This is a genomic window from Paraglaciecola sp. L3A3 (assembly GCF_009796765.1).
In the GTDB taxonomy this organism is placed as follows: Bacteria; Pseudomonadota; Gammaproteobacteria; order Enterobacterales; family Alteromonadaceae; genus Paraglaciecola.
In genome coordinates, this window is the sequence record NZ_CP047023.1 from 5088811 (window position 1) to 5110740 (window position 21930).

Annotated in this window: 21 protein-coding genes; 5 read left to right on the forward strand and 16 right to left on the reverse strand. The window is 38.5% G+C overall.

Translation table 11 applies throughout. The annotated features are described in order from the left end of the window. Positions 1-13 precede the first annotated feature (13 nt). Complete coding sequence (locus GQR87_RS21230; protein WP_158972669.1) at positions 14-277, forward strand: hypothetical protein; 264 nt, start codon at positions 14-16, stop codon at positions 275-277. On the opposite strand, the gene GQR87_RS21235 is transcribed toward GQR87_RS21230, so the two are convergent. Next, positions 240-1577: an MATE family efflux transporter gene (locus tag GQR87_RS21235; protein ID WP_158972670.1), complete on the reverse strand. Its 1338-nt coding sequence runs from the start codon at positions 1575-1577 to the stop codon at positions 240-242. The two genes, GQR87_RS21230 and GQR87_RS21235, sit on opposite strands and share 38 nt — an antisense overlap. Positions 1578-1626: 49 nt before the next feature. On the opposite strand from GQR87_RS21235, the gene GQR87_RS21240 reads away from it, so the two are divergent. Continuing rightward, the gene (locus GQR87_RS21240; RefSeq protein WP_233267353.1) at positions 1627-2658 is read left to right on the forward strand and encodes a polysaccharide deacetylase family protein; all 1032 of its coding nucleotides are present in this window, start codon (positions 1627-1629) and stop codon (positions 2656-2658) included. Here the strand turns inward: GQR87_RS21240 and GQR87_RS21245 are convergent. Genes GQR87_RS21245 through GQR87_RS21270 form a run of 6 tightly spaced genes read right to left on the reverse strand, consistent with a single transcriptional unit; the run spans position 2655 to position 7117 of the window. After that, positions 2655-3272, reverse strand: coding sequence for a GNAT family N-acetyltransferase (locus GQR87_RS21245; protein ID WP_158972672.1), 618 nt, complete (start codon positions 3270-3272; stop codon positions 2655-2657). The genes GQR87_RS21240 and GQR87_RS21245 overlap by 4 nt on opposite strands. 8 nt (positions 3273-3280) lie before the next feature. Beyond that, positions 3281-3916 carry an SCO family protein gene (locus GQR87_RS21250; RefSeq protein ID WP_158972673.1) on the reverse strand — a complete coding sequence of 212 codons (636 nt, stop codon included), beginning with the start codon at positions 3914-3916 and terminating at the stop codon, positions 3281-3283. A 21-nt stretch (positions 3917-3937) separates the two neighbouring features. Continuing rightward, positions 3938-4834, reverse strand: a complete 897-nt coding sequence (gene cyoE / locus GQR87_RS21255) for a heme o synthase (RefSeq protein WP_158973144.1) — start codon at positions 4832-4834, stop codon at positions 3938-3940. 21 nt (positions 4835-4855) lie between these two features. Beyond that, a complete protein-coding gene (locus GQR87_RS21260) occupies positions 4856-5833 on the reverse strand; it encodes a heme A synthase (protein WP_158972674.1) in 978 nt (325 codons plus the stop codon). Positions 5834-5844: 11 nt separating this feature from the next. Beyond that, the gene (locus tag GQR87_RS21265; protein WP_199271770.1) at positions 5845-6381 is read right to left on the reverse strand and encodes a hypothetical protein; all 537 of its coding nucleotides are present in this window, start codon (positions 6379-6381) and stop codon (positions 5845-5847) included. A gap of 19 nt (positions 6382-6400) precedes the next feature. Continuing rightward, the gene (locus tag GQR87_RS21270) at positions 6401-7117 is read right to left on the reverse strand and encodes an SURF1 family protein (protein WP_233267354.1); all 717 of its coding nucleotides are present in this window, start codon (positions 7115-7117) and stop codon (positions 6401-6403) included. 41 nt (positions 7118-7158) lie between these two features. On the opposite strand from GQR87_RS21270, the gene GQR87_RS21275 reads away from it, so the two are divergent. After that, positions 7159-7368, forward strand: coding sequence for a DUF2909 domain-containing protein (locus tag GQR87_RS21275; protein WP_158972676.1), 210 nt, complete (start codon positions 7159-7161; stop codon positions 7366-7368). An 85-nt stretch (positions 7369-7453) separates the two neighbouring features. On the opposite strand, the gene GQR87_RS21280 is transcribed toward GQR87_RS21275, so the two are convergent. From GQR87_RS21280 to GQR87_RS21305, 6 genes are all read right to left on the reverse strand, one after another. Continuing rightward, positions 7454-8335 carry a cytochrome c oxidase subunit 3 gene (locus GQR87_RS21280; RefSeq protein WP_158972677.1) on the reverse strand — a complete coding sequence of 294 codons (882 nt, stop codon included), beginning with the start codon at positions 8333-8335 and terminating at the stop codon, positions 7454-7456. Between the two features lie 11 nt (positions 8336-8346). Further along, positions 8347-8910 carry a cytochrome c oxidase assembly protein gene (locus GQR87_RS21285; RefSeq protein ID WP_158972678.1) on the reverse strand — a complete coding sequence of 188 codons (564 nt, stop codon included), beginning with the start codon at positions 8908-8910 and terminating at the stop codon, positions 8347-8349. 18 nt (positions 8911-8928) lie between these two features. Next, positions 8929-10536, reverse strand: coding sequence for a cytochrome c oxidase subunit I (ctaD, locus tag GQR87_RS21290; RefSeq protein WP_158972679.1), 1608 nt, complete (start codon positions 10534-10536; stop codon positions 8929-8931). Positions 10537-10548: 12 nt separating this feature from the next. Further along, positions 10549-11673 (reverse strand): cytochrome c oxidase subunit II, encoded by a 1125-nt coding sequence (gene coxB, locus GQR87_RS21295; protein WP_158973147.1) that lies wholly within the window; start codon positions 11671-11673, stop codon positions 10549-10551. Positions 11674-12073: 400 nt separating this feature from the next. Continuing rightward, positions 12074-12697: a transcriptional repressor LexA gene (lexA, locus tag GQR87_RS21300; protein ID WP_158972680.1), complete on the reverse strand. Its 624-nt coding sequence runs from the start codon at positions 12695-12697 to the stop codon at positions 12074-12076. Between the two features lie 203 nt (positions 12698-12900). Beyond that, positions 12901-14001: a sorbosone dehydrogenase family protein gene (locus GQR87_RS21305; protein WP_158972681.1), complete on the reverse strand. Its 1101-nt coding sequence runs from the start codon at positions 13999-14001 to the stop codon at positions 12901-12903. 322 nt (positions 14002-14323) lie between these two features. Between GQR87_RS21305 and plsB the strand changes: the two genes are divergently transcribed. Together plsB and GQR87_RS21315 are read left to right on the forward strand one after the other, a co-directional pair. After that, entirely contained in the window at positions 14324-16759 is a 2436-nt protein-coding gene (plsB, locus tag GQR87_RS21310) for a glycerol-3-phosphate 1-O-acyltransferase PlsB (RefSeq protein ID WP_158972682.1), read from the forward strand. 200 nt (positions 16760-16959) lie between these two features. Continuing rightward, the gene (locus tag GQR87_RS21315; RefSeq protein WP_158972683.1) at positions 16960-17979 is read left to right on the forward strand and encodes a patatin-like phospholipase family protein; all 1020 of its coding nucleotides are present in this window, start codon (positions 16960-16962) and stop codon (positions 17977-17979) included. Positions 17980-18099: 120 nt separating this feature from the next. Here GQR87_RS21315 and GQR87_RS21320 read toward each other — a convergent pair whose 3' ends face one another. The 3 genes from GQR87_RS21320 to GQR87_RS21330 form a co-directional block, all read right to left on the reverse strand. Then, entirely contained in the window at positions 18100-19062 is a 963-nt protein-coding gene (locus GQR87_RS21320) for a universal stress protein (RefSeq protein ID WP_158972684.1), read from the reverse strand. Positions 19063-19081: 19 nt separating this feature from the next. Continuing rightward, positions 19082-20770, reverse strand: coding sequence for a cation:proton antiporter (locus GQR87_RS21325; RefSeq protein ID WP_158972685.1), 1689 nt, complete (start codon positions 20768-20770; stop codon positions 19082-19084). Between the two features lie 209 nt (positions 20771-20979). Further along, a complete protein-coding gene (locus GQR87_RS21330) occupies positions 20980-21864 on the reverse strand; it encodes a LysR family transcriptional regulator (RefSeq protein ID WP_158972686.1) in 885 nt (294 codons plus the stop codon). Positions 21865-21930: the final 66 nt, after the last annotated feature.

The window sequence follows — 21930 nt, forward strand, 5'->3', positions numbered from 1 at the left end:
ATAAAGTGTAAAGATGGCATCTGAAAACTGGTTACAGCGTCTAGCAAATAATCCAAATAAAAGCTGGTCTAGATTTAAATTAGGCTTAGGAATATTTTGTTTAGGCGCATTGCTTATATTGTTAGGTGCCAAATATTGGTTTTGGCTACAAGTGCCTGGACTGATATTAATAACTATAGGTCTTGTACCTGCGATAATAGGCTACTTAGGCATCTTGGCCCACAGAATGACAGCAGGCTTTAAAAAGCCACCAACTTCTTTCGACAAAGATAAGTAAAATATCCTGCCAAGGTCACACCTCTAGAACACATAAAAAACAACATAGCGATCCATAAAGCCTGGTTCTGATAGGTAGAAAATAATAAAAAAGTAGGGAAATATACAAAGAACCCGCTCAAGATCATTGAGTTTCGCATGGCAGTCGCACGAGTTAGACCAACAAAAATACCATCAAAAAAGAAACACCAATGGGCGATAAGTGGCAATAACACAACAAAAATCATGTAATCCTGCATGTTTTGTCTAAGGAGTATTTGATCAGTCAATAATGCCGTGATTTCTGTTCCCCAAAAGCCAAAGACACAACTATAAGCAACAGCCAAGAGCATAGACCATAACAAACCATGTAACGTGACTTGTACAATACCTAGTTGATCCTGCTGACCTTTTTTCTCACCAACTAGAGCCTCAGCTGCAAAAGCCACACCATCTAAACCCAAGGCAATTAAAGTGAAAAACTGCATGATAATAGCATTTATCGCAGCCTCACTGGTGCCGTACCCCACTCCTTTAAAGATTAAAAATGCAATACAGGCTTGCAACATTAAATTTCGCAAAAAGGTATTACCATTTAAGCGCAATAAAGGTTTTAAATTTTCAACTGAAAACCATTTAGGCTTGAATGTCGGCCTAGCTAACACATTCAATGCCATCAACAGACTGACAATACAAATGAAATACTCAGCGAAAACCGTTGCTAAAGCCACACCAAACACTTCGAGCTCTAGACCTAATACAAACCAAAAATTCAACCCAACATTTAATAAATTAGCAGCAACTTGGATCAGCAGTACTCTTTTTGCTTTTTGTTGACCTATTAACCAACCCACTAAAGCCAAATTAGCCATAGCTGCCGGCGCTCCCCAAATTCGCACATTAAAATATTCAGTTAAGCTAGTTTCAATTTCAGCCGTGGTATTCGCTAAATATATACCCCACTGCAATATTGGTTGTTGCAACAGTAGTAACAGCCCTGCCAGCAAAAGGCTAATAAACAAACCTTGAAACAAACTTTTACTACACAAGTCATTATCATTTTTACCTTTAGCTTGCGCACTTAAGCCTGTTGATGTCATACGTAAAAAGCCACAGACCCAATATACTTGAGTAATAATAAGTGTGGCAATGGATGCTCCAGCTAAAAAATGGGCACCATCCATATGACCTAACACGGCTGTATCCACTAGCCCCATTAAAGGTGTAGTGATATTACTTAGGATCATAGGTCCAGCAATAAGCAGGATTTTTTGATGTAAGCTGATTTGCAAAAAGTTTGATAAAATACGGTGACTGCTCATTCGACTTTCATTTTAAAAGGATTAAATAAATACAATGTGGAAATTTTTGTTGTTGACCTTAACATGCGTGGCACTACCGACAAACTCTTGGGCGCAAGACAATGCTGTAATCTTGCTATATCATCATGTAAGCAATGACACACCTAATTCTACCTCAGTGACGCCTGAAGTGTTTGCTCAACATATGCAATATTTAGCAGACAACCATCAAGTGTTAGATCTTAAAACTGTGGTAGAAAAATTACAAAACAAACAACCGCTACCAGACAAGACTGTAGTGATTACCTTTGATGATGGCTACACCAATATTTATCAAAATGCTCATCCGATTCTAAAGAAATTCAACTTTCCGTATACCATTTTTATTAATCCGGCGTTAATAGGCGGAGCCGATTATCAATTAGATTGGCAACAAATAACTGAAATGGGTAAAGAGGGAGTGACTTTTGCCAATCATGGTAATGCCCACATACATTCATTAGCTAAGCTAGCCAACGAATCACAGCAAGCTTGGTTAACACGTGTCACCGACAATGTAACGTCTGCAGAAAAATTACTAAAACAAAAGCTAGGCTATAGTCTTAAATATTTTGCTTACCCCTATGGAGAATTTAATCATCTTATTCAACAAAAACTAACTAGTTTAGGTTATGTTGGCTTTGGCCAGCAAAGTGGCGCAATAGCATCCTACAGCGATTTTTCAGCCTTACCTAGATATCCGGCAGCAGGAATTTATAGCAGGCTGGATCCCCTAAAAGTTAAGCTAAATAGTTTAGCTATGCCTGTATCCAATATCAGCCCAACTATTGCTGAGTTAGATTTATCTACCGATAAGCTAAATTTTAGCTTTCAAGTGAATGACAAAGACATTAATCCAGCCCAAATTAACTGCTTTAAAAGTGGTAATAAACTTGAGCATAATAATCATGATGGAAAAATATCTATGCATCTTAACAATATGCGAAAAGCAGGCAGGCACAGAGTAAATTGTACCGCTCCTAGTAAAAGTTACGGCAATAGATACTATTGGTACTCTAAGCCATTTTTTGTGCCTACAGCCGCTGGTGAATGGTTAGACTAATTCAATACCTTGCTGAGATGTAGATGGCTGCCTAGGCCCCAATTAGCCATACGAGCAGTCACCACTGTTTCGGACACAATTAAAAAACCTAGGCTAGTATAAAAACTAATAGCCTGAGTATTACTGGCTTCTACGTCTAGACAAAGCACTGACTTGTTATTTTCTAGTGCTAATTGCTGCATATAAGCTAATAAAGCAGAGGCTACTCCTTGCCTTTGTTTTGATTTAGAAACAGACAAGTGCCCTATACACCATTCATTAACCTTTAATTGGGGCATACAATCTTGTAATGCTTGATTACGATGTAATAACGACAAAGCATTTTGCAAACCATAAAAATCGGTTATGCCTGATAGTGTTGCCCTATGAAATTCATCACTCAATTCAGTATGCCAAGCACTAACACAGGCTATCACTTTGTTATTTTGCTCTACCAGCCAATGATTGTAATAACCATATTGTCCGTCTCGGTTAGACAAATTTTTTACTAAAAAGTGTTTCACCGAAAATTCAGGGGTAAGATTAAAAGCTGCGGTTAATAACTGAGGGGCAGAATCAAAAACAAGTTTAGCTAATTCATCAGCATCTTGTTCTGTTGCACGCCTTATCCGCATAACAGCTATTACTTACCAATGAGGGTAGGCATGTCAGCCAATATTTTTTGTCCTTCGCTAATTGGTAATTTACCCACCTCAAAATCAGGCTTAAAACGACCAATCACTTGGGCCTTAGGATTAATTAACACCACAGACGAACTATGATCAACAAGATAATCAGGTTTGTCTGTGCTTTCAGACATGGAATACATCATACCCAATGCACGGACTAGTGGAAATAGCTGCGCATGTTCACCACTTACCGCCTTAAACTCAGGATTAAAAAAGTTAATATAATCATGTAAACGTTGTGGTGTATCACGCTTAGGATCGATTGATAACAAGATTACCTGCACAGGAAACTCAGCAGGAATTTGTTGTAGCTGTGGATAAATAGCTTTTAATTCCGCTAAGGTAGTTGGGCAAATATCCGGACAAGAGGTATACCCAACAAATAATAAACTCCAATGGTTTAATAACGCTGATGAAGTAAATGCCTGTGAATTTTGATCAATTAATTGAAAATCGGGTAGGGCTCTTGGTTCTGGATACATACGAATATGTTGAGTCTCATCCACAGTAGGAGGTGCAATATTAATAGACACAAAAACACCAATGACTAATGCAACCAGAGCGACTAAACCAGCTTGTAATTTATTCATGAACAGCCTGAATGATAAAAATTAAAAATGAATGTAATGGTCGACAAGTAACACCACAAATAACACCATCAAATGAATAATAGAAAACTTAAATGTTTGCATAGCGGTATCTTCATCGGCCACAAACTTTAATTTCCAAGCATAAAATAAAAAACCAATATTCAGTAAAGTGGAACCAATCAAATAAATAAGCCCCGTCATTCCAATCAAATAAGGCAATAAACACACTACACATAACAGTATAGTGTACAAAAATATCGATGTTTTAGTGAAATCAATGCCATGAGTAACGGGTAACATTGGTACCTTTGCGCGAGCGTAATCTTTTTCTCTATGAATAGCTAAGGCCCAAAAATGCGGAGGAGTCCAAGTAAAAATAATCAGTACCAACAACAAAGCATGAGCATGAACTTCCCCCGTTACTGCAGTCCAACCTAAAAGAGGCGGAATCGCCCCCGCTAAACCACCAATCACAATATTTTGCGGGGTGGCGCGTTTTAAATACATGGTATAAATGACAGCATATCCAAGCAATCCAGCAAAGGTTAAAACTGCAGTTAAACGATTTACCCACAACTCAAGTATAATGTAACCCGCTATCGTTAAAACAGCTGCAAAAATGACAGCTTTTTTAGGGGTGATTTTACCTTTTGGCACTGGTCGATTAAATGTACGAGCCATCTGACTATCAATTCGACGATCAACCACATGATTGATTACTGCCGCCGCCGATGACAAAAAGCCTATGCCCGTCAAACCAGCAATTAATACTCGCCAGCTTATCCACTCATCACTGGCTAAACACATACCCACCAAAGCAGTTAACAATAATAATAAAACCACTTTCGGTTTAGTCATTTCATAATAATCTTGGCAAGTAGACAGAAAACTCGAATTCATATTTTGTTGCGCTGTCATGGTTTTACTCACTCAATTCTCCTAAGTCTTACGATACAGGGTATAGTTAATACTTATTAATACCAGCATTAAACAGGCTGCTACTGCGTTATGTAGAACCGCAACCAATACTGGCAAACTAAATACCACATTACTCACACCTAAAATCACTTGAAGACCTAATACTAATATCAGTAAAACTGATAAATTTTTGATCAAACGAGAAGAAGCTGCTGCATACAAACGAGCCCCCAACCAACAAAGGTACAAGAAAGTTATAAGGGCGCCAACTCTGTGCATTATATGCATAGTCATTCGTTCATGATAAGGATGAGCCCCAAATTCATAATTTTCAGCATGAGGGATACTAAAAGCGCCTGCAATATCTAAATTTTCATACCAAGCACCTTCACAAACAGGCAACTCGGTACAAGCTAAAGCGGCATAGTTTGCTGACGTCCATCCACCTAATGCAATTTGTGCCGTTAGAATAAGAATGCCAATAGTGGAATATCGGCCAAATCGCCGCATACGGTGATCACCACCCGGTATTCGGTAGGGGGTTAATCTTAAGTACAATAAAAACAAGCAAGACAAAACAGTAAAACCACCTAACAAGTGCCCCATCACGACTATAGGCAATAGATTTAAGGTGACTGTCCACATGCCCAAAGCTCCTTGAAAACACACAAGGCAAACAAGAAAAAAGGGCAATTTGACCGGTTTGTTAAAAGATTTTTTAAACAAACTATTTAGGAAAATAATTAAAATGACGAAACCTAAACCGCTAGCAAAATAACGATGAATCATTTCGTTCCAGGCTTTATGCTCTTCAAATGGTCGATCAGGAAAAGCTTGTTGAGCCGTTTCTATATGTTTAGTGGTATCTGAAAAACTCAAATGACCATAACAACCAGGCCAATCGGGACAGCCTAAACCAGCATCAGTTAATCTGGTATAGGCACCTAACACTATCACTACCATAGCCAAAAAAATGCTGAAAAGAACAAGCTTTCTCATCTCTATTTCCTTTAGCCAATTTTGGACAGTTTAAGTACTTTACGCATATCAGACAAAATATCTCGACTATGCAAAACAGCTTGTTCCGCATTGGATTGCAGAGGATAACGTAGAATCACGTTATCTAAGGTATCAGCAATAAATATTCCAGCAGTATCAGTCGTATTAAATATACGCTGGATATTATTTAGATCAGTATTTAACAATCTGAATTTTTGTTTTTCTTTTAGTTTTTGTAACTGTAAGGGGCTACTTTTTTCATGACTAATCACCACGACTTCAGCCCTATCACTTTCTTTACCTAAAGCACTCCAAACTTGGCCAATGCTGTATAGTGCATTTTCGCAACTTAAATCACAGGTTTCGGGTAACACATAAACTAACTTCCACTTAGGATCATGTTTCTCAGTTTTTATCAGGCTCATGTCTATAGGAGGTTGAATCAATATCCCCTTATTTGTAGCAGCCTTATTAAACCAACCGTTTTCTAGGGCCAATTTGGCAAGAATTACTGGCAGTAAAAATACCGCAACAAAAATTAACATCATCTTTTTATTATTAGGTTTATTAGTTGTACTCACGCTTGCTCCTTTTTATTCTTTTTCTTTGGGCAATGATAAAAACTATCACAGCAGCCAAGGCTAATAAAAACCACTGCACTGCGTATGCAATATGTTTTTCTGGCGGCATGACAACAGCTTGCCATTGCCTAACAAAACTTGAATTAGGTTCTTCAGCCAATTTGACCACAAATGGCAATAAAGGTTTTCTATAATGCTGTTCCAATACATTTAGATCAACTTCTTGTATCACTTTTGGCCATTGTCCATCTACTTTTGCCGTTTCTGTTACCAATATATTTTTACTTGGGAATGAAACTAATCCTGAATAAGACATCAAGTTATCATCAATATTGACTTCAGGTAGAACTTTACGACTGTGAGTGGCAGACAACCAACCAAAATTTGCCATTAATATGCCAGAGTTAGTTTGTAGAGGTACCAATAGCTGATATCCCACTCGCCCCTGATGAATTTTATTATCTAATAAAAAATATTGTGTTGGATCAGCACTGGCTGTAAAACTAATTGGCACATCTTGCATATCATGAATATTACTTAATACAGCAGATAAAGCCATTTGTGACGAGCCTTTTAGTTCAGCTATTGAAGCTAACCTTTCATTTTTTTGTTCTGCTCTCTGTAACTGCCAAAGGCCTAAAGCAAACATAATGACAACAGCGGTAAAAGTGATTAATGTAGGGATGATGGGTAATCGAGGCATACTAATCTACATGTCCAATAAATAGCTCAAGGAGTTTATCAATGTTAATAAAAATTTTAATTGGCAGTTTAATTCTATTTATGATTTTCAACCTGTTTAAAGCCATGATGATTATGCTTAAAAATGACCCAGACAGTCCCCCCATGAGTAAATTCATTGGGCGAAGATTAATGGCTTCAGTAGCAATAATAATACTCATACTCTTAGCTGTAGCTACCGGATTAATCACACCTAACCCAACACCTTATTAATCATAAACCGAGTTCAGGTTAATAATTAAAAAGCCACGTCGACCGTGGCTTTTTAATCGTTTAATTTTGTATTAGCAATAAATAATTACAAAATATATACAACGAAAAACAGCATCACCCAAACTACATCAACAAAGTGCCAATACCAACTTCCCGCTTGAAATGCGAAATGATTTTCTGGAGTAAAGTGACCTTTAAATACTCTTAATAACATTATAAATAAAATTACTGTACCTAGGGTTACGTGGAAACCATGAAAACCGGTCAACATAAAGAAAGTGTTGCCGTATATTCCTGACTCTAATGTTAATCCCATTTCTGTATATGCATGGATATATTCTTCAACCTGCAGCACCAAGAATATACAACCTAAAATCACGGTAATACTTAGCCATAATTTAAGTTTTGCGCGTTTATTTTCTTCTAATGCAACATGTGCAATATGACAGGTAACCGAAGACAATACTAGAATAACAGTATTGATAAGCGGCAAACCAAACCAGCCCATAGCTTCAGTTTTTGTACCATTTGGGGTTTCAACTAATGGCCAAATAGCTTCAAAGGTTGGCCATAAAACTTCATAAGTGGCTAAGTTATTAGACGCGCCACCCAACCAAGGAACAGATATTACACGGGCGTAAAACAAGGCACCAAAGAACGCCATAAAAAACATCACTTCGGAGAAGATGAACCAAGCCATTCCTTGTCTATAAGAGCGGCCTAATTGAGCGCTATACATACCACTCATAGATTCATCAATTTGATTTTTAAACCAACCCACTAGCATAATAAATAAAGTTGCGAGGCCTGCTATTAATATATATCCGCCAAATCCTTCTTTATCTCGGGTAGTTTCAATAACAAAATTTCCCGCCCCGACAGCAATTAAAAATAAAGCCACAGCCCCAACAAATGGCCAAGGACTTTCTGCGGGCACATAATACTTTTCATATTCTTTTTCTGACATGATGTTCTCCTTTACCCGCGATTTTGCGCTACAACTTCACTCGAAGCTGTCACGTTGTAGAGGGTATATTGCACAGTAAAATAAGTGATATCTTTTGGAAGTTGAGGGTCGATATAAAACTTCATCGGCATCAGAACTTCTTCGCCTGCTTTTAATGTTTGTTGCTCAAAACAAAAACACTCGGTTTTATTCATAAATATAGCCGCAGGGCCAGGTGATACTGATGGTACGGCTTGGCCTATTACATCTGCCCCTGTTGGGTTTTTCACATAAAAGTTTACCTGGCTCATTTCTCCAGGATGCACTTTAACTACACGAGTTTCAGCCTTAAACTCCCAAGGCATACCAGTATTCACACGAGTAATAAAATCCACTGTAATCAGTCTACTTTCATCTATTTCGACAGACTCGTAAACTGCAGCCACATTTGAAGTTTTGCCGTTAATACCTAGAGCATCACATAACACATCGTAAAGAGGCACTAAAGCAAAACCAAAACCAAACATGCCCACCACTATGGCAAGTAATTTAACAACCATTTTGTTGTTATTGGTTTGATTCTGCTGTGTGTTCATTTAAACGGCACTCATTGTTTATTTAATTACAGGTGGTGTTTCAAAGCTATGATAAGGCGCTGGAGATGGAATTTCCCACTCTAGGCCTTCAGCCCCTTCCCAAACTTGGGCCGACACCGGCTCACCTTGTTTCTTACAAGCTTTAATCAGTAAAACTAAGAAGATAAATTGAGATAAACCAAATGCAAAACCGCCGATACTGATCCATTTATTAAAATCAGCAAACTGTAAAGCATAGTCTGGGATACGACGTGGCATACCTGCTAAACCAACAAAATGCATAGGGAAGAACAACACATTAACTGAGATAAGTGAACACCAAAAATGCCATTTAGCTAACCCAATATGGAACATTTTCCCTGTCCATTTAGGTAGCCAATAATACACAGCCGCCATAATCGAGAATATCGCTCCTGTCACCAACACATAATGGAAATGTGCCACCACAAAATAGGTATCGTGATACTGGAAGTCCACTGGAGTAATCGCCAACATTAAGCCAGACAAGCCGCCAATAGTGAACAAAACAATAAAGGCTAATGCAAATAACATGGGCACTTCAAACGTCATTGAACCCCGCCACATAGTTGCCACCCAGTTAAATATTTTTACCCCTGTAGGCACAGATATCAACATAGTGGCAAACATAAAGAACAACTCAGCAAACACAGGCATACCAGTGGTAAACATATGGTGCGCCCAGACAATAAACGACAGCAGCGCAATAGATGCCGTGGCATAAACCATAGAGGCATAACCAAACAGTCGTTTACGGGCAAAGGTAGGAACAATCGCCGAGATAATACCAAAAGCAGGCAAAATCATGATGTACACTTCAGGATGACCAAAGAACCAGAATATATGCTGGAACATAACGGGGTCACCACCACCAGCGGCATCAAAGAAACTAGTACCGAAGAACTTATCGGTCAATACCATAGTCACCGCACCGGCTAAGACCGGCATTACCGCTATAAGTAAGAATGCGGTAATTAGCCAAGTCCACACAAACAAGGGCATTTTCATATAAGTCATACCAGGAGCACGCATGTTTATGATGGTGACTATGACGTTAATAGCCCCCATTATGGATGAGGCACCCATGATATGTACTGAGAAAACAAAGAGGGCCGTACTGTCACTACTGTAAGTAGTAGAAAGCGGAGCATAAAAAGTCCAACCAAAAGCAGGACCGCCACCTTCCATAAATAATGATGCAAGCAAAATCAAAAATGCAAATGGAAGTATCCAAAAACTCCAGTTATTCATTCTAGGTAAAGCCATATCTGGCGCACCTATCATCATAGGTATCAGCCAGTTAGCTAAACCGGTAAAGGCAGGCATTACTGCACCAAACACCATAATCAAACCATGCACTGTGGTCATTTGATTAAAGAAATTAGGCTCTAATATTTGTAATCCTGGCTGAAATAACTCAGCGCGAATTACCATCGCCATGGCGCCACCAGTTAGAAACATAATAAAGGCGAACCACAAATACATGGTGCCTATATCTTTATGGTTAGTAGTAAATAACCAGCGTTTTATGCCGCTGGGAATATGATGTTCGTGATGCCCATCGCCAGGTAGGCCATCATGATGAATATCGTCAGTTACTGTAGTCATGGTCACCTACTCCTATTTTCCGTTTATCGCTGCGTTAATGTCTTTGGCCTGAACCAAATCACCGGTGTTATTACCCCAAGCATTACGCTCGTAAGTCACCACAGCTGCCAATTCAGACATACTCAATTGTTTAGCATAAGATTGCATTGCTGTACCTGTCACCCCGTCCAATAATATAGCAATATGTTTAGGTTGGTCGGCTGTCGCTATTTGACTGCCTTTAAGTGCAGGGAATACTCCAGGCAATCCTTCACCATTTGGCATATGACATGCGGCACAATTAGCGTTATACACTTTTTCACCTAACGCCATAGCTTCAGGTAAAGACATGTTCATCGCCAATAATCGTTGCTCTTCTTGTTTTGCTTTAAGCTGAATAGCTTGTTGTTCAGCAATCCATTTTTCATATTCTGCAGGTTCTTTAGCTATTACCACAATCGGCATAAAACCGTGATCTTTACCACATAGTTCCGCACATTGACCACGATATACACCTGGGTGATCTACGTTAGTCCAAGCATCATTAATAAACCCAGGGTTAGCATCTTGTTTAATGGCAAAATCTGGCACCCACCAAGCATGTATCACATCATCTGAAGTAATTAGAAAACGAACTCTTTTGCCAGTAGGAATAACTAAAGCTCGGTCAACTTCTAAAAGATAATTAACCCCTTTGTCAAACTTGCCTTGAATTTGCTCTTGTTGTGTGGCCAACTTTGAATAAAATTCAACTTCGCTGTCCATATACTTATAATGCCATTTCCACTGGGAACCTGTGACCAACACAGTTACATCAGGCTCACTAGCATCTTCCATATCGATTAATAAATTTCGAGCTGGCACGGCCATTCCAACCAAAATAATGAAAGGGATAACTGTCCAAGCAATTTCCACTTTTACATTTTCGTGGAAGTGGGCTGGCTTGGCCCCTCTAGATTTTCTATGGAAATATATAGATATGAACATGGCGATGAACACGCCAGCACCAATCACAACACATATAATAAACATCAGCATATGCATATCATATACTTCAGCACTGATCTCAGTCGCACCTTGTGTCATGTTCAACTTGTATTGTTCGATATGATTTTTGCTTTCAGCAAACACTGGGCTAGCTAATAAAACAGACAGCATGGCTCCAGTTTTAGACAAAGTTTTTTTCACTCGGCACCTCTATGTGGCAAATACATTCTATTATTTTTTAGTAAAAAAAGACCAATTACGACTTCTTAACACTCAAAGCAAGCAACAAAAAGTTAACCAAGGGAAAATTCATTGTTATCAATTTGTTACACTAATTACTAAGGATTACTTATTTAAGGGGGGTACGTCTAGCCTTTTTGTTTAAATTACAATCAATTGATGGTTTTTTAAACACTTTTGTATAAAAATTTATAATTTATGAATATTTGTTTTACTAAAAGTACAGAAACAGTTGAGATAAAAACTAAATAAGAGAAATGAAAACTAGATAAAAAACAAAAACGCAGCAAAAATTGCTGCGCTCAAAAAAATGAATTACCAAGGAATAGAATTACATCCAGTCTGCGTTGCGGATCACTCCCACTGCAATACCTTCAATATTAAAAGGTTGGGTAGCAAGATCGACTTTGATAGGCGAAAAGTCTGCATTCTCTGCATGTAATAACACTTCGCGGCCTTTTCTTTCTAAGCGCTTAACTGTCACATCTTCGTCTACCCGTGCAACTACTACTTGGCCATTGTGTACATCTGTGGTGCGATGAACGGCTAATAGATCACCATCTAAAATACCAATATCTTTCATACTCATGCCGTTTACACGAAGTAAAAAATCGGCACTAGGTTTGAACAAACTAGGATCAACTTTGTAATGACCTTCAACATGTTCTTGAGCCAAAATAGGTTCACCAGCAGCCACTTGACCAATTAACGGTAAACCTAAATCTTCTAGTTGATCTTCTAAAGGTGTATTTAACTTAATACCTCTAGAGGTACCGGGCAATATTTCAATTACCCCTTTACGAGCTAAAGCCTTTAAATGTTCCTCAGCAGCATTAGCCGATTTAAAGCCTAATTCACGGGCAATTTCTGCACGTGTGGGGGGCATTCCAGTATCCAACATAGTCGTTTTGATTAGTTGAAGTACTTCTTCTTGTCTCGCAGTTAGTGGACGCATAAACAGCCTGTTTTTCTATACAGTTATTGTTAGTATAAACAGTTATTGCTAGATCTCAAACTTTGTTTTTTGAAGGCCTTATTTAAATTGAAATTAAAAGTGTTCTAGCTATTTTTTTTAATAAAAAATAAGCAGCTTGAAAAAATGAGAACGATTAATTAACAGTGCTTACCAAAGTAAGCACGCTATTTCAAAATTAACCACTAGGGTACCAACTGGTACAAATCACCGCTGGCAAAGTCGGCAGAGTAGATTTCACCATCAGCATCTAACGCAAAAGTGGATAGGTTTATACCTTTAGCATCAAATAATTTGATTGGTGCGGAAAGTTCAGGAAATTTGCTGGCCCACACACCACCCAGAATAAAATCGGCATAGATGTAATGATTGTATAACTCAGTCATTAATTTACCTGTGTATACAAAACCACCGGTTATGGACATACCTTCTGTTCGTGGATAAGTAATCTTAGGCAAAGTTAATCCCTTTTGATTACAGCCTTTTTCAGGTTTAAAGCACAAGTCGCCTTCCATGATATTCCAGCCCATATTTTGGCCTTTTTTGACCACAGATACTTCTTCTACTTTACTTTGCCCTACATCAGCCACAATTAACACATCGTCAGCAAACGAGAAACGCCAAGGGTTTCTTATACCATAAGCCCAAATTTCTGGCTTAAAACCGTCTTTATCCACAAAAGGGTTATCACTTGGAACAACATAAGGCACGTCATCTTTTGTATTAATATCGAGGCGTAACATGTTACCTAATAAGGTGTTTGTATTCTGGCCATGGCCATCTGGATCGCCAGCACCGCCACCATCTCCCATACCTATATACAAATAACCATCAGGGCCAAAAGCTACTTGACCTCCGTTATGATTCTGACGAGGTTGGTCAATTTCAATCAGTACTTTTTCATTTTCTAACCGATATTGCTTATCTTTATTTTTGACCATAACAAAACGAGATACACGTGTTCTGTCTTCACCTTGCTCTGGGTTATAATTAACAAAAATATATTGGTTTTGGTTAAACTGAGGAGCAAATGTCACACCTAATAACCCCATTTCTACAGCAGACTCCACATCAAACATATGAACTTGATATTTAGTCTTGTGTTGTAGATCAACAAAGTTCAATTGGCCTTCTTTTTCGCCCAGTAATAACTCAGTACTAGATCCAGGCAAAAATTTAATTTCTACAGGCTGTTTAAAGCCTTGGTAAATAGTTTTTAGTTTTACTGCTTGCACTGTGATTAAGCAATTTAAAGCACACAGTGTAAAAAATATTATCAATTTCATGGTTATCCATTCACTTTTATTGTCAACATTCAACATACTACAAAGTAAAATAAAAATTAATAACCATTATTGATTTTAGAAATAATTAATTAGCTGGGTTCAGTGTGACCCCATAAGTTTCGAAAGTGATAAGCTAACTAGAAAATAAAAGAGTAGTGTGGCTTTAAGAAATACTTTAAGCATTTTTGTACCTTGGCCAAAAGCAAGGCTGTCAAACGTTCAAAAATGCTACAGATGAACACAATTTATCCAGAGTTCAGGTTATAGATGTCGTTCCCTATGTTATCCTTCGCAAGTAATCAAGAACAGTAAGGTCGGTAGTATGAAAAGGGTGAATAGATTGCTATTTGCAATGGTAACCATTCCCATCAAATGGCTAGTAAAGGTCAAAAGTATCCCAGCAGATTTAGAAACTGAACTAGGCATAGATAAATCTAAACCAATCGTTTATTTACTTAGAACCCACTCAGTGACTGACCAGCTAGCACTAAAAATATCCGCGGCAAGCCTTGGTTTACCTAAACCTACAGCTCAAGTCGATATAGCTGATACTGAATTTCCACCTTGTCTTTTTTTACGTAATCCAAGTTCGCTGTTAAATAGAAAAATTAAAAATACCAATATTGAAGAAAATGCTTCTTGGTTATTTAAATTACACAGAGAAAATTCTGATTTAGATATTCAAATAGTGCCTGTTTCAATTCACTGGGGCCGGGCACCGGGTAAAAACATGTCTGGCTGGTCAGACGTTATAGCCAACCAAGTTTCACCTAACTGGTTGCGAAAGTTTTTTATCGTTTTACTTTTAGGTCGTGACAACTTTGTTTGTTATAGCAAGCCGGTTTCATCTAGGGCTATGAGTAACCTTGAAGGGGCAGATGATGAAATTGCCCGCAAATTAATTCGAGTGGCAGGTACACATTTTCATCGTCGCCAACAAGCTATAGCTGGGCCCAATCGACTAGAACGCTATCAACTATATAATGCTGTATTAGGCTCTGAATCCGTTTCGTTGGCCATAGCAGAAGAAGCTAGCCATAAAAAGATCACCCAACAAAGAGCAAAAGCACAAGCTAAAGAATATTTAACTGAAATCGCCGCAGACTATCGAGAAGGCATAGTAAGATGGGGTTCAAGCGTTTTAACTAAGGTCTGGAACAAAATATATAATGGCATCGAAATAGGTCATGCAGCGACCGTTCGAGAACTTGCTCAAAATGGCCACGAGATCATCTATGTGCCTTGCCACAGAAGTCATATGGACTATTTATTACTGACTTACGTTATCTACCACGAAGGTTTAGTCACCCCCCATATTGCGGCAGGCATAAACCTCAACTTTCCTCCTGTTGGTGGTTTGCTTCGCAAAGCAGGAGCATTTTATATACGTCGAAGTTTTGCTGGTAATAAGCTATATACCGCAGTATTTAGAGAGTACTTAGAGCTACTTTTTAATAAAGGTTACTCGGTGAAATATTTCCCCGAAGGTGGCCGTAGCCGAACTGGACGCTTACTTCCGCCAAAAACAGGTATGCTTGCCATGACCCTACAAGGTCTAATTAAAGGAATAAATCGACCCGTCAGCATTGTGCCTGTTTATATCGGTTACGATCATGTCATGGAAGTATCTAGTTATTTAAAAGAACTCAAAGGTACCAGCAAGAAAAAAGAATCATTTCTGCAAATATTCTCGGCTATCAAAAAACTAAAAAATTATGGTATTGGCCATCTTAATTTTGGGGAACCAATCAACCTTGCAAATTACCTAGATCAACATGAACCTAATTGGCGAGAATACCGCGAACAAAACTCAGATAGCCGACCACAGTGGTTAACACCTGTAGTGAACGAATTAGCCACTGATGTAATGAGTAAAATTAATCAAGCAGCAGCGATTAGTGGTATGGCAATTTGTGCAACTTGTTTGTTGTCAGCCAAAAAACACGCCATGGCTCAATCTGAGCTAGAACAAGCAATAGAGCATTATCTAACCTTGTTAAAAGACGCCCCTTATAGCAATAGAGCGACTATTCCACAAATGAGTGGTAAAGAGCTTTTATCCAATACTCTAAAACTCAATAAATTTACCGTAACCGAAGATAGCTATGGAAAAATAATCTCACTAAAAAATCAAAATGCAGTGGCGTTAACCTACTACCGCAACAATATTCAGCATCTTTTTGTTTTACCAAGCCTGATAGCAGCCATTGTATTTTCCCATAATGGCTTAGCTAAAAAACAAATATTATTATTAGTAGCTAAACTTTATCCTTTGTTAAAACGTGAATTATTTTTATATATGAGTTCAGAGCAAGGGTCTTCGTATGCAGAATTTTTATTAGATAACATGTTAAACATGGGCTTATTGGTTGCTGAAAGAAATAAAATTCAGCCACCTTCACCATCTAGTGAAGAATTTTATAGCGCTTGGTTGTTAAGCCGCGGAATACGTGAAACATTACACAGATATGCGGTAGTACTGACTCTGTTATCGAAGCAAGGCAGTATCAGCCGCAGTGAGTTAGAACAAAATAGTCGACACTTTGCTGAACGGCTATCTAGTTTGCATGGCCTCAGCTCACCAGAATTTTTTGATAAAAATGTATTGGGGTGTTTTATTACAGCGCTAAAAGAACAGCAACTGGTAGATATTGATGAGAAAGGACAACTACAGCATGCAGAACTCAGTGAATCCCTTCGCTCTGATGTTATTAAATTAATAGAACCTGAAATAATCCAACGTTTAAAACAAATTTAACCATATCCAAACTTAAGCCTCTGCTTAACAGAGGCTTCTATAAAACTTCTTCCTGCAATCCAGTTGCCAGACTCTCACTATAAATATTTTCCAAAAACAAGCAAACACCTTAAGAATTTGGCTATGCTTATATTTCACACAGGGCAGCAGTATCCACCCTCGATTGATTTAATTAATGCAAAATAAAATAAGGAAGTGATATGTCTAAGCTCATTTTATCTCTTGATGGAGGCGGAATTCGTGGTGCCGCTATCAGCCAATTCTTAACTCATGTAGAAAAACAGCTATCAACAAAACACCAGAAATCGTTACGAGACTGTACTGATTTTTATGCAGGCACAAGTACAGGTGGCATTATAGCATTAGCTTTGGCCACTACAGATATGGCCATGGGCGATATCAATAATTTGTACAATTACAGCAATGCTAAAAAAATATTCGCCGACAATAAAGGTTGGTTTGAAGTAGACGGCATCAATGCTCCAAAATACGAAGCAAAAGGTAAAACCTCAATACTAAAAGATAGCTTGGGCACTGCTAAGCTCGGTGATGTAGCTGAAGGTAAACATATATTAGCAGTGGCTTACGGGGTAGAAAAACGTCGGCCTTATGTGTTTAAATCCACCAAAGCAGAATATCAAAATTTATTCTCTTACCAAATTGCCGATGCTTCTAGCGCGGCTCCAACTTATTTTCCTACTAAGGAATTACAGCTACCACCAGAAAAAGACGAACACTGGTTAATAGACGGCGGCGTAATTGCCAACAACCCTACAATGTGTGCTTACGCGGAAGCTTGTCGCCTATGGCCCACCAGCGAGAAAAGAGTATTATCTATAGGTACAGGATCCCATACTCGTAAAATTAATGGACCAGATTCACAAAAATGGGGGGCGGTACAATGGATGTTAAAAGGACAATTAATCGATTTATTATCCGATGAAAAAGTAGTTGCTTATCAAGCCATTACCATCACACAACCGGGTAAATATATTAGAGTAAACGCCGAAATGCGTACCCAACCAGGTTTACTTCAAGCGCCAGATGATGCCATGGACGATATCAGTAAAACCAATATAAAACACTTAAAGATGCTCGGCGATTTTTGGTTTAAACAATATGGAGATGCGGTGGTGGAGCTATTGAACAATAGCTATGAAGGCCCATCACTAGATAGAATTGATCCTGCAACAGGTACGCCGTTTATTTATACTCCATAAATAATCAGTACAGCTAGACAAATATACATTTGTCTAGCTGTACTACCTTACTTGTTATGCCAACCAATCGTAATATTTATCCACTGACTATACTTCCAATGTCTTTTGCAAAGTCTGTCACTATCCTATGGGTGAAACAAAACCTTTAGGTTTGATTGCTAAAACAGAGCTATTTAATTGATTTAAAATAGTTTCAGCAGTATTGCCAATAACAAGGCCGGCAATTCCTGTGCGAGCAATCGTGCCCATCACAACTAAGTCTGCTTCAATTTTTTGCGCAATTTTGGGTAATTCTTCACCCGCAACTCCTTTCACTATATGGGAGCGAAGGGACAAAAAATTAAAGGACTCATCCCCCAAAGTTTGTTTTAAACCATTAAGCAGTTTGTCCATTTTATATTGACTATTACGATACTCAGATTCATATAGTTCTTTCTCGACTTTATCAGGCTCATCAACCCACAGACTAATAAACCCAGCGTCAGGCGCATTATAGGCATTGACCACATGCATAGTCGAAAATTCAGCTAACGAAACTGCACAACCGAGATCGATTATCATATTATTCAGCTCATCGTTACAGCTCTCATCTTCTCCTGAATCAAAATCTACAGCCGCCAATACCTGCTTATAATTGAGCTTTTCATCTTTTTTCATTAACCAAACAGGGCACGGGCAATTACGTAAAAGATGCATATCATCACTGGTAATCAAACGATCTAACCAACTCACTTTGTCGACTTCTTTAACCAACATATCAAATTTTTCAGCCAACACTACGCGGATACTTTCGAGATATCGTTTACCGATTTTAATCTCTGCTTTAACGTTAACCTCTTTATCTAATTCGCTAATAAGCTGCTGCAAATTCTCTTGTTCTCGTGCTAAAGCAAATTTTTCAATTTCACCTTTAGAAACACCAATTTTAATGGCAGAAGATGGTAATGAAAGTTTTGGCAGCACCAGCAGTAATGTTAGATCTGCCTGGTTATTTTTAGCTAAAGAAACTGTACGCAACAAAGAGGGCGACGGTTTATCAATATGATTGTTCATTACGTAAAGTACGTTCTTAAACCTTTTCATTTTGTGATCTCCTTATGACCTATATACTTGATTGCACATCAAGACCTTCTAAAAGCATATTCGCCGCTCGATCTGCAGTATCCTGAAAGGGCTCTAAAATAAGCTCAACTCCAAGCAAGGTTAACTCTTCAGTGTCAACAGTACTTTGTGAAACCGCAGCAAGTTTACCTTTATAGCCAGCCGAACGGGTTAACTGAACCACGGTTCTTCGGGTATCCTCAGACGACAAACCAGTATGTAAGTGAGGAATAGTCGACACAGCCCAGTGAGCATGACCTAAAGGTAACTCAAGGATAAATTCAGCGTCGGTTGCATCGCCGTATTCACAATCTAAACCTAAATAATTCCAATGTTTTATCGCCGACGGATTAAAATCAATGCCCAACACCTTGATGCCTTTTTCTTTGAGTTGCATCGCAATCGCTGTACCAAGGCGTCCCAAACCAAATATAATCACTGGATAATGATCATCACTATGTTCATCAGAGGCTTTTTCTCGAGGCGCACCTGTACGCTCAAATAAACCAAGAACGGGCGCAAATATAGAATAGAGTTGATGTGAATAGGTAATCATATAGGTTGAAGCAGCAATGGTGATAATACCCACCAAAGTCACTAAGCCCAGTATATCTTGGGGTACGTGACCTAAACTGATGCCCATAGCGATAAATATTAACGAAAACTCACTTATTTGAGCAACCGTCAAACCAGCAAGAAACCCTGTTCTTTTTCCATAACCCATTAGCCCCATAATTAACATCACAATAAGTGGGTTACCAATAAGCACAAATAGCGAGAATATCATTGCCCCTGATAAATGTGCTCCGAGTAAAGATAAGTCTAATGTGGCCCCCAAAGCGATAAAGAAAAACAGCAATAAAAAATCACGTAAGGGGGCGAGCCTAGCAGCAATACTTTCTCGATAAGGGGTGGAAGCTAAAGAAACACCAGCTAACAAACCACCTACTTCCATACCTAAGCCGACTATGTCTCCTATGGCTGCAAATAGTGCTGCTTGAGCAATGGCATAAATCACCAACAACTCAGGTGCTTTGGCTAGTTTTTCAGTAAGCGGGTTGGCAATGTAACGCACAAATACAATGACAAAACCTAATAAGGCCACGCCAGAAATAACAACCTGCCAAATTGACGAGTTTTTCGTTCCATGTTCAGCTCCTATGCCGATAGTTGCCAGTACAATCATAGCTAGCACCACTACAAGATCTTGCACAATCAAAAATCCTAGGGCAATTTGCCCGTGCAAAGATTCAATTTCACGTTTATCAGATAGCAGCTTAACAATAATGATGGTAGACGAAAAAGTAAGGGCGACTGAAACGTAAAGACTAGTAATATGTTCTAAGCCAATAGCCACACCAATGAAATAACCAAACAAAGAAGTAAAGGCAACTTGACCAAGACCAGTCAGAACAGACACGGTACCAATAGATTTAATTAATTTTACATCTAATTTGATACCTACAAGAAATAAAAGTACTGCTATACCTAATTCAGAAAGAAGTTTAATTTGATCTTTGGATTGCACAATATCAAGCACCGAAGGCCCTGCAAGGAGTCCAACGGCGATAAAACTAACAATAAGGGGTTGCCTTAATAATAAGCCAATAAAGCCCATTAGTGCAGCTAACACTAAAAGTGCGGCTATTTCTGTAAATGAAGACTCTGTTATTAGCTCAATTAAATTCATTGTGTCACTCCTATCCTTTGAACAGACAATGCGGTTAATACTTCACTATGCCAATCACTTTACTCAGTGACCATTCAACCATACAACCATACAATTGAGGAATTACAGGGTAATAAAAACACACTCGAATACAATGAAAACAAGCTCAATATATATAAATAACAAGATGAAATTCAGAATTGAACTTTATTTTACTGACAAGCTTCTGTTTATATTGAAGTTAAGCTTAGGGCATCACGTAACCAGTTGCCTGCCTGTCCAAGGCGTTCACTTGAGGACCAGACTAAATCTACGCCCACTGTCCATTCGGTATGCGGGTATGAAGACAGCTGCAATTCTGTGACTTGCTCTTGTAACTGTAAATCAACAATCAATTGTTTAGGCACTGTGGCCCAACCCATACCTGCACATAGCATATTCATCAACGCCAAATAACTTTCCATTCTCCATTGATTCGTCCCGTTCAGATATTCACTGGTGGGCAGCTTATCTTGCAAAGGTAAATATACTAATTGTCTATGCTGACTAAGCTGATCAAAATTCACTTGTTCTAATTGTGCTAAAGGGTGATTTCGTTGCACTACATTAGTAAAAACTATATTACCTAGTCTTTTAAATTGGATATTTTTAGGATAGTGAGTACCTGCACACATAATACCCAGTGAAGCATCGCCTTTTTCGATAAGTTGTTGAATATACTGCGACGAGGGATGCAGAATGTTTAAGTCAACAAAAGGAAATGTATCAGCAAACCCTGCTAAATTATGATTCAACAATTGAAAAGGAATAGTGTCATCGATAGCGATGGTTAGCTGGCTTTCCAGTTCAGCCGCTAAGCTATTGGCTCGGTTCTCCATGGACGAACATTGATGCAAAATAGCCTCGGCATCTCGAAGCAAAGATTCTCCATGAGCAGTCAGCACTGGATAGCGGCCACTGCGATCAAATAAACTCACAGCCAAGTCAATCTCTAAATTAGCCACAGCAATACTTAAAGCAGATTGAGATTTACCCAATTTACGAGCCGCAGCAGAAAAGGATTTTTCATTGGCTACCGCACAAAAAGCAGCTAATTGTTCCAGAGATAGACGCATTACGATTCAGAACTATTAAAATTTTTAATACTTCCCATTTTGCACACTATTTGCATCGGAGTAAAT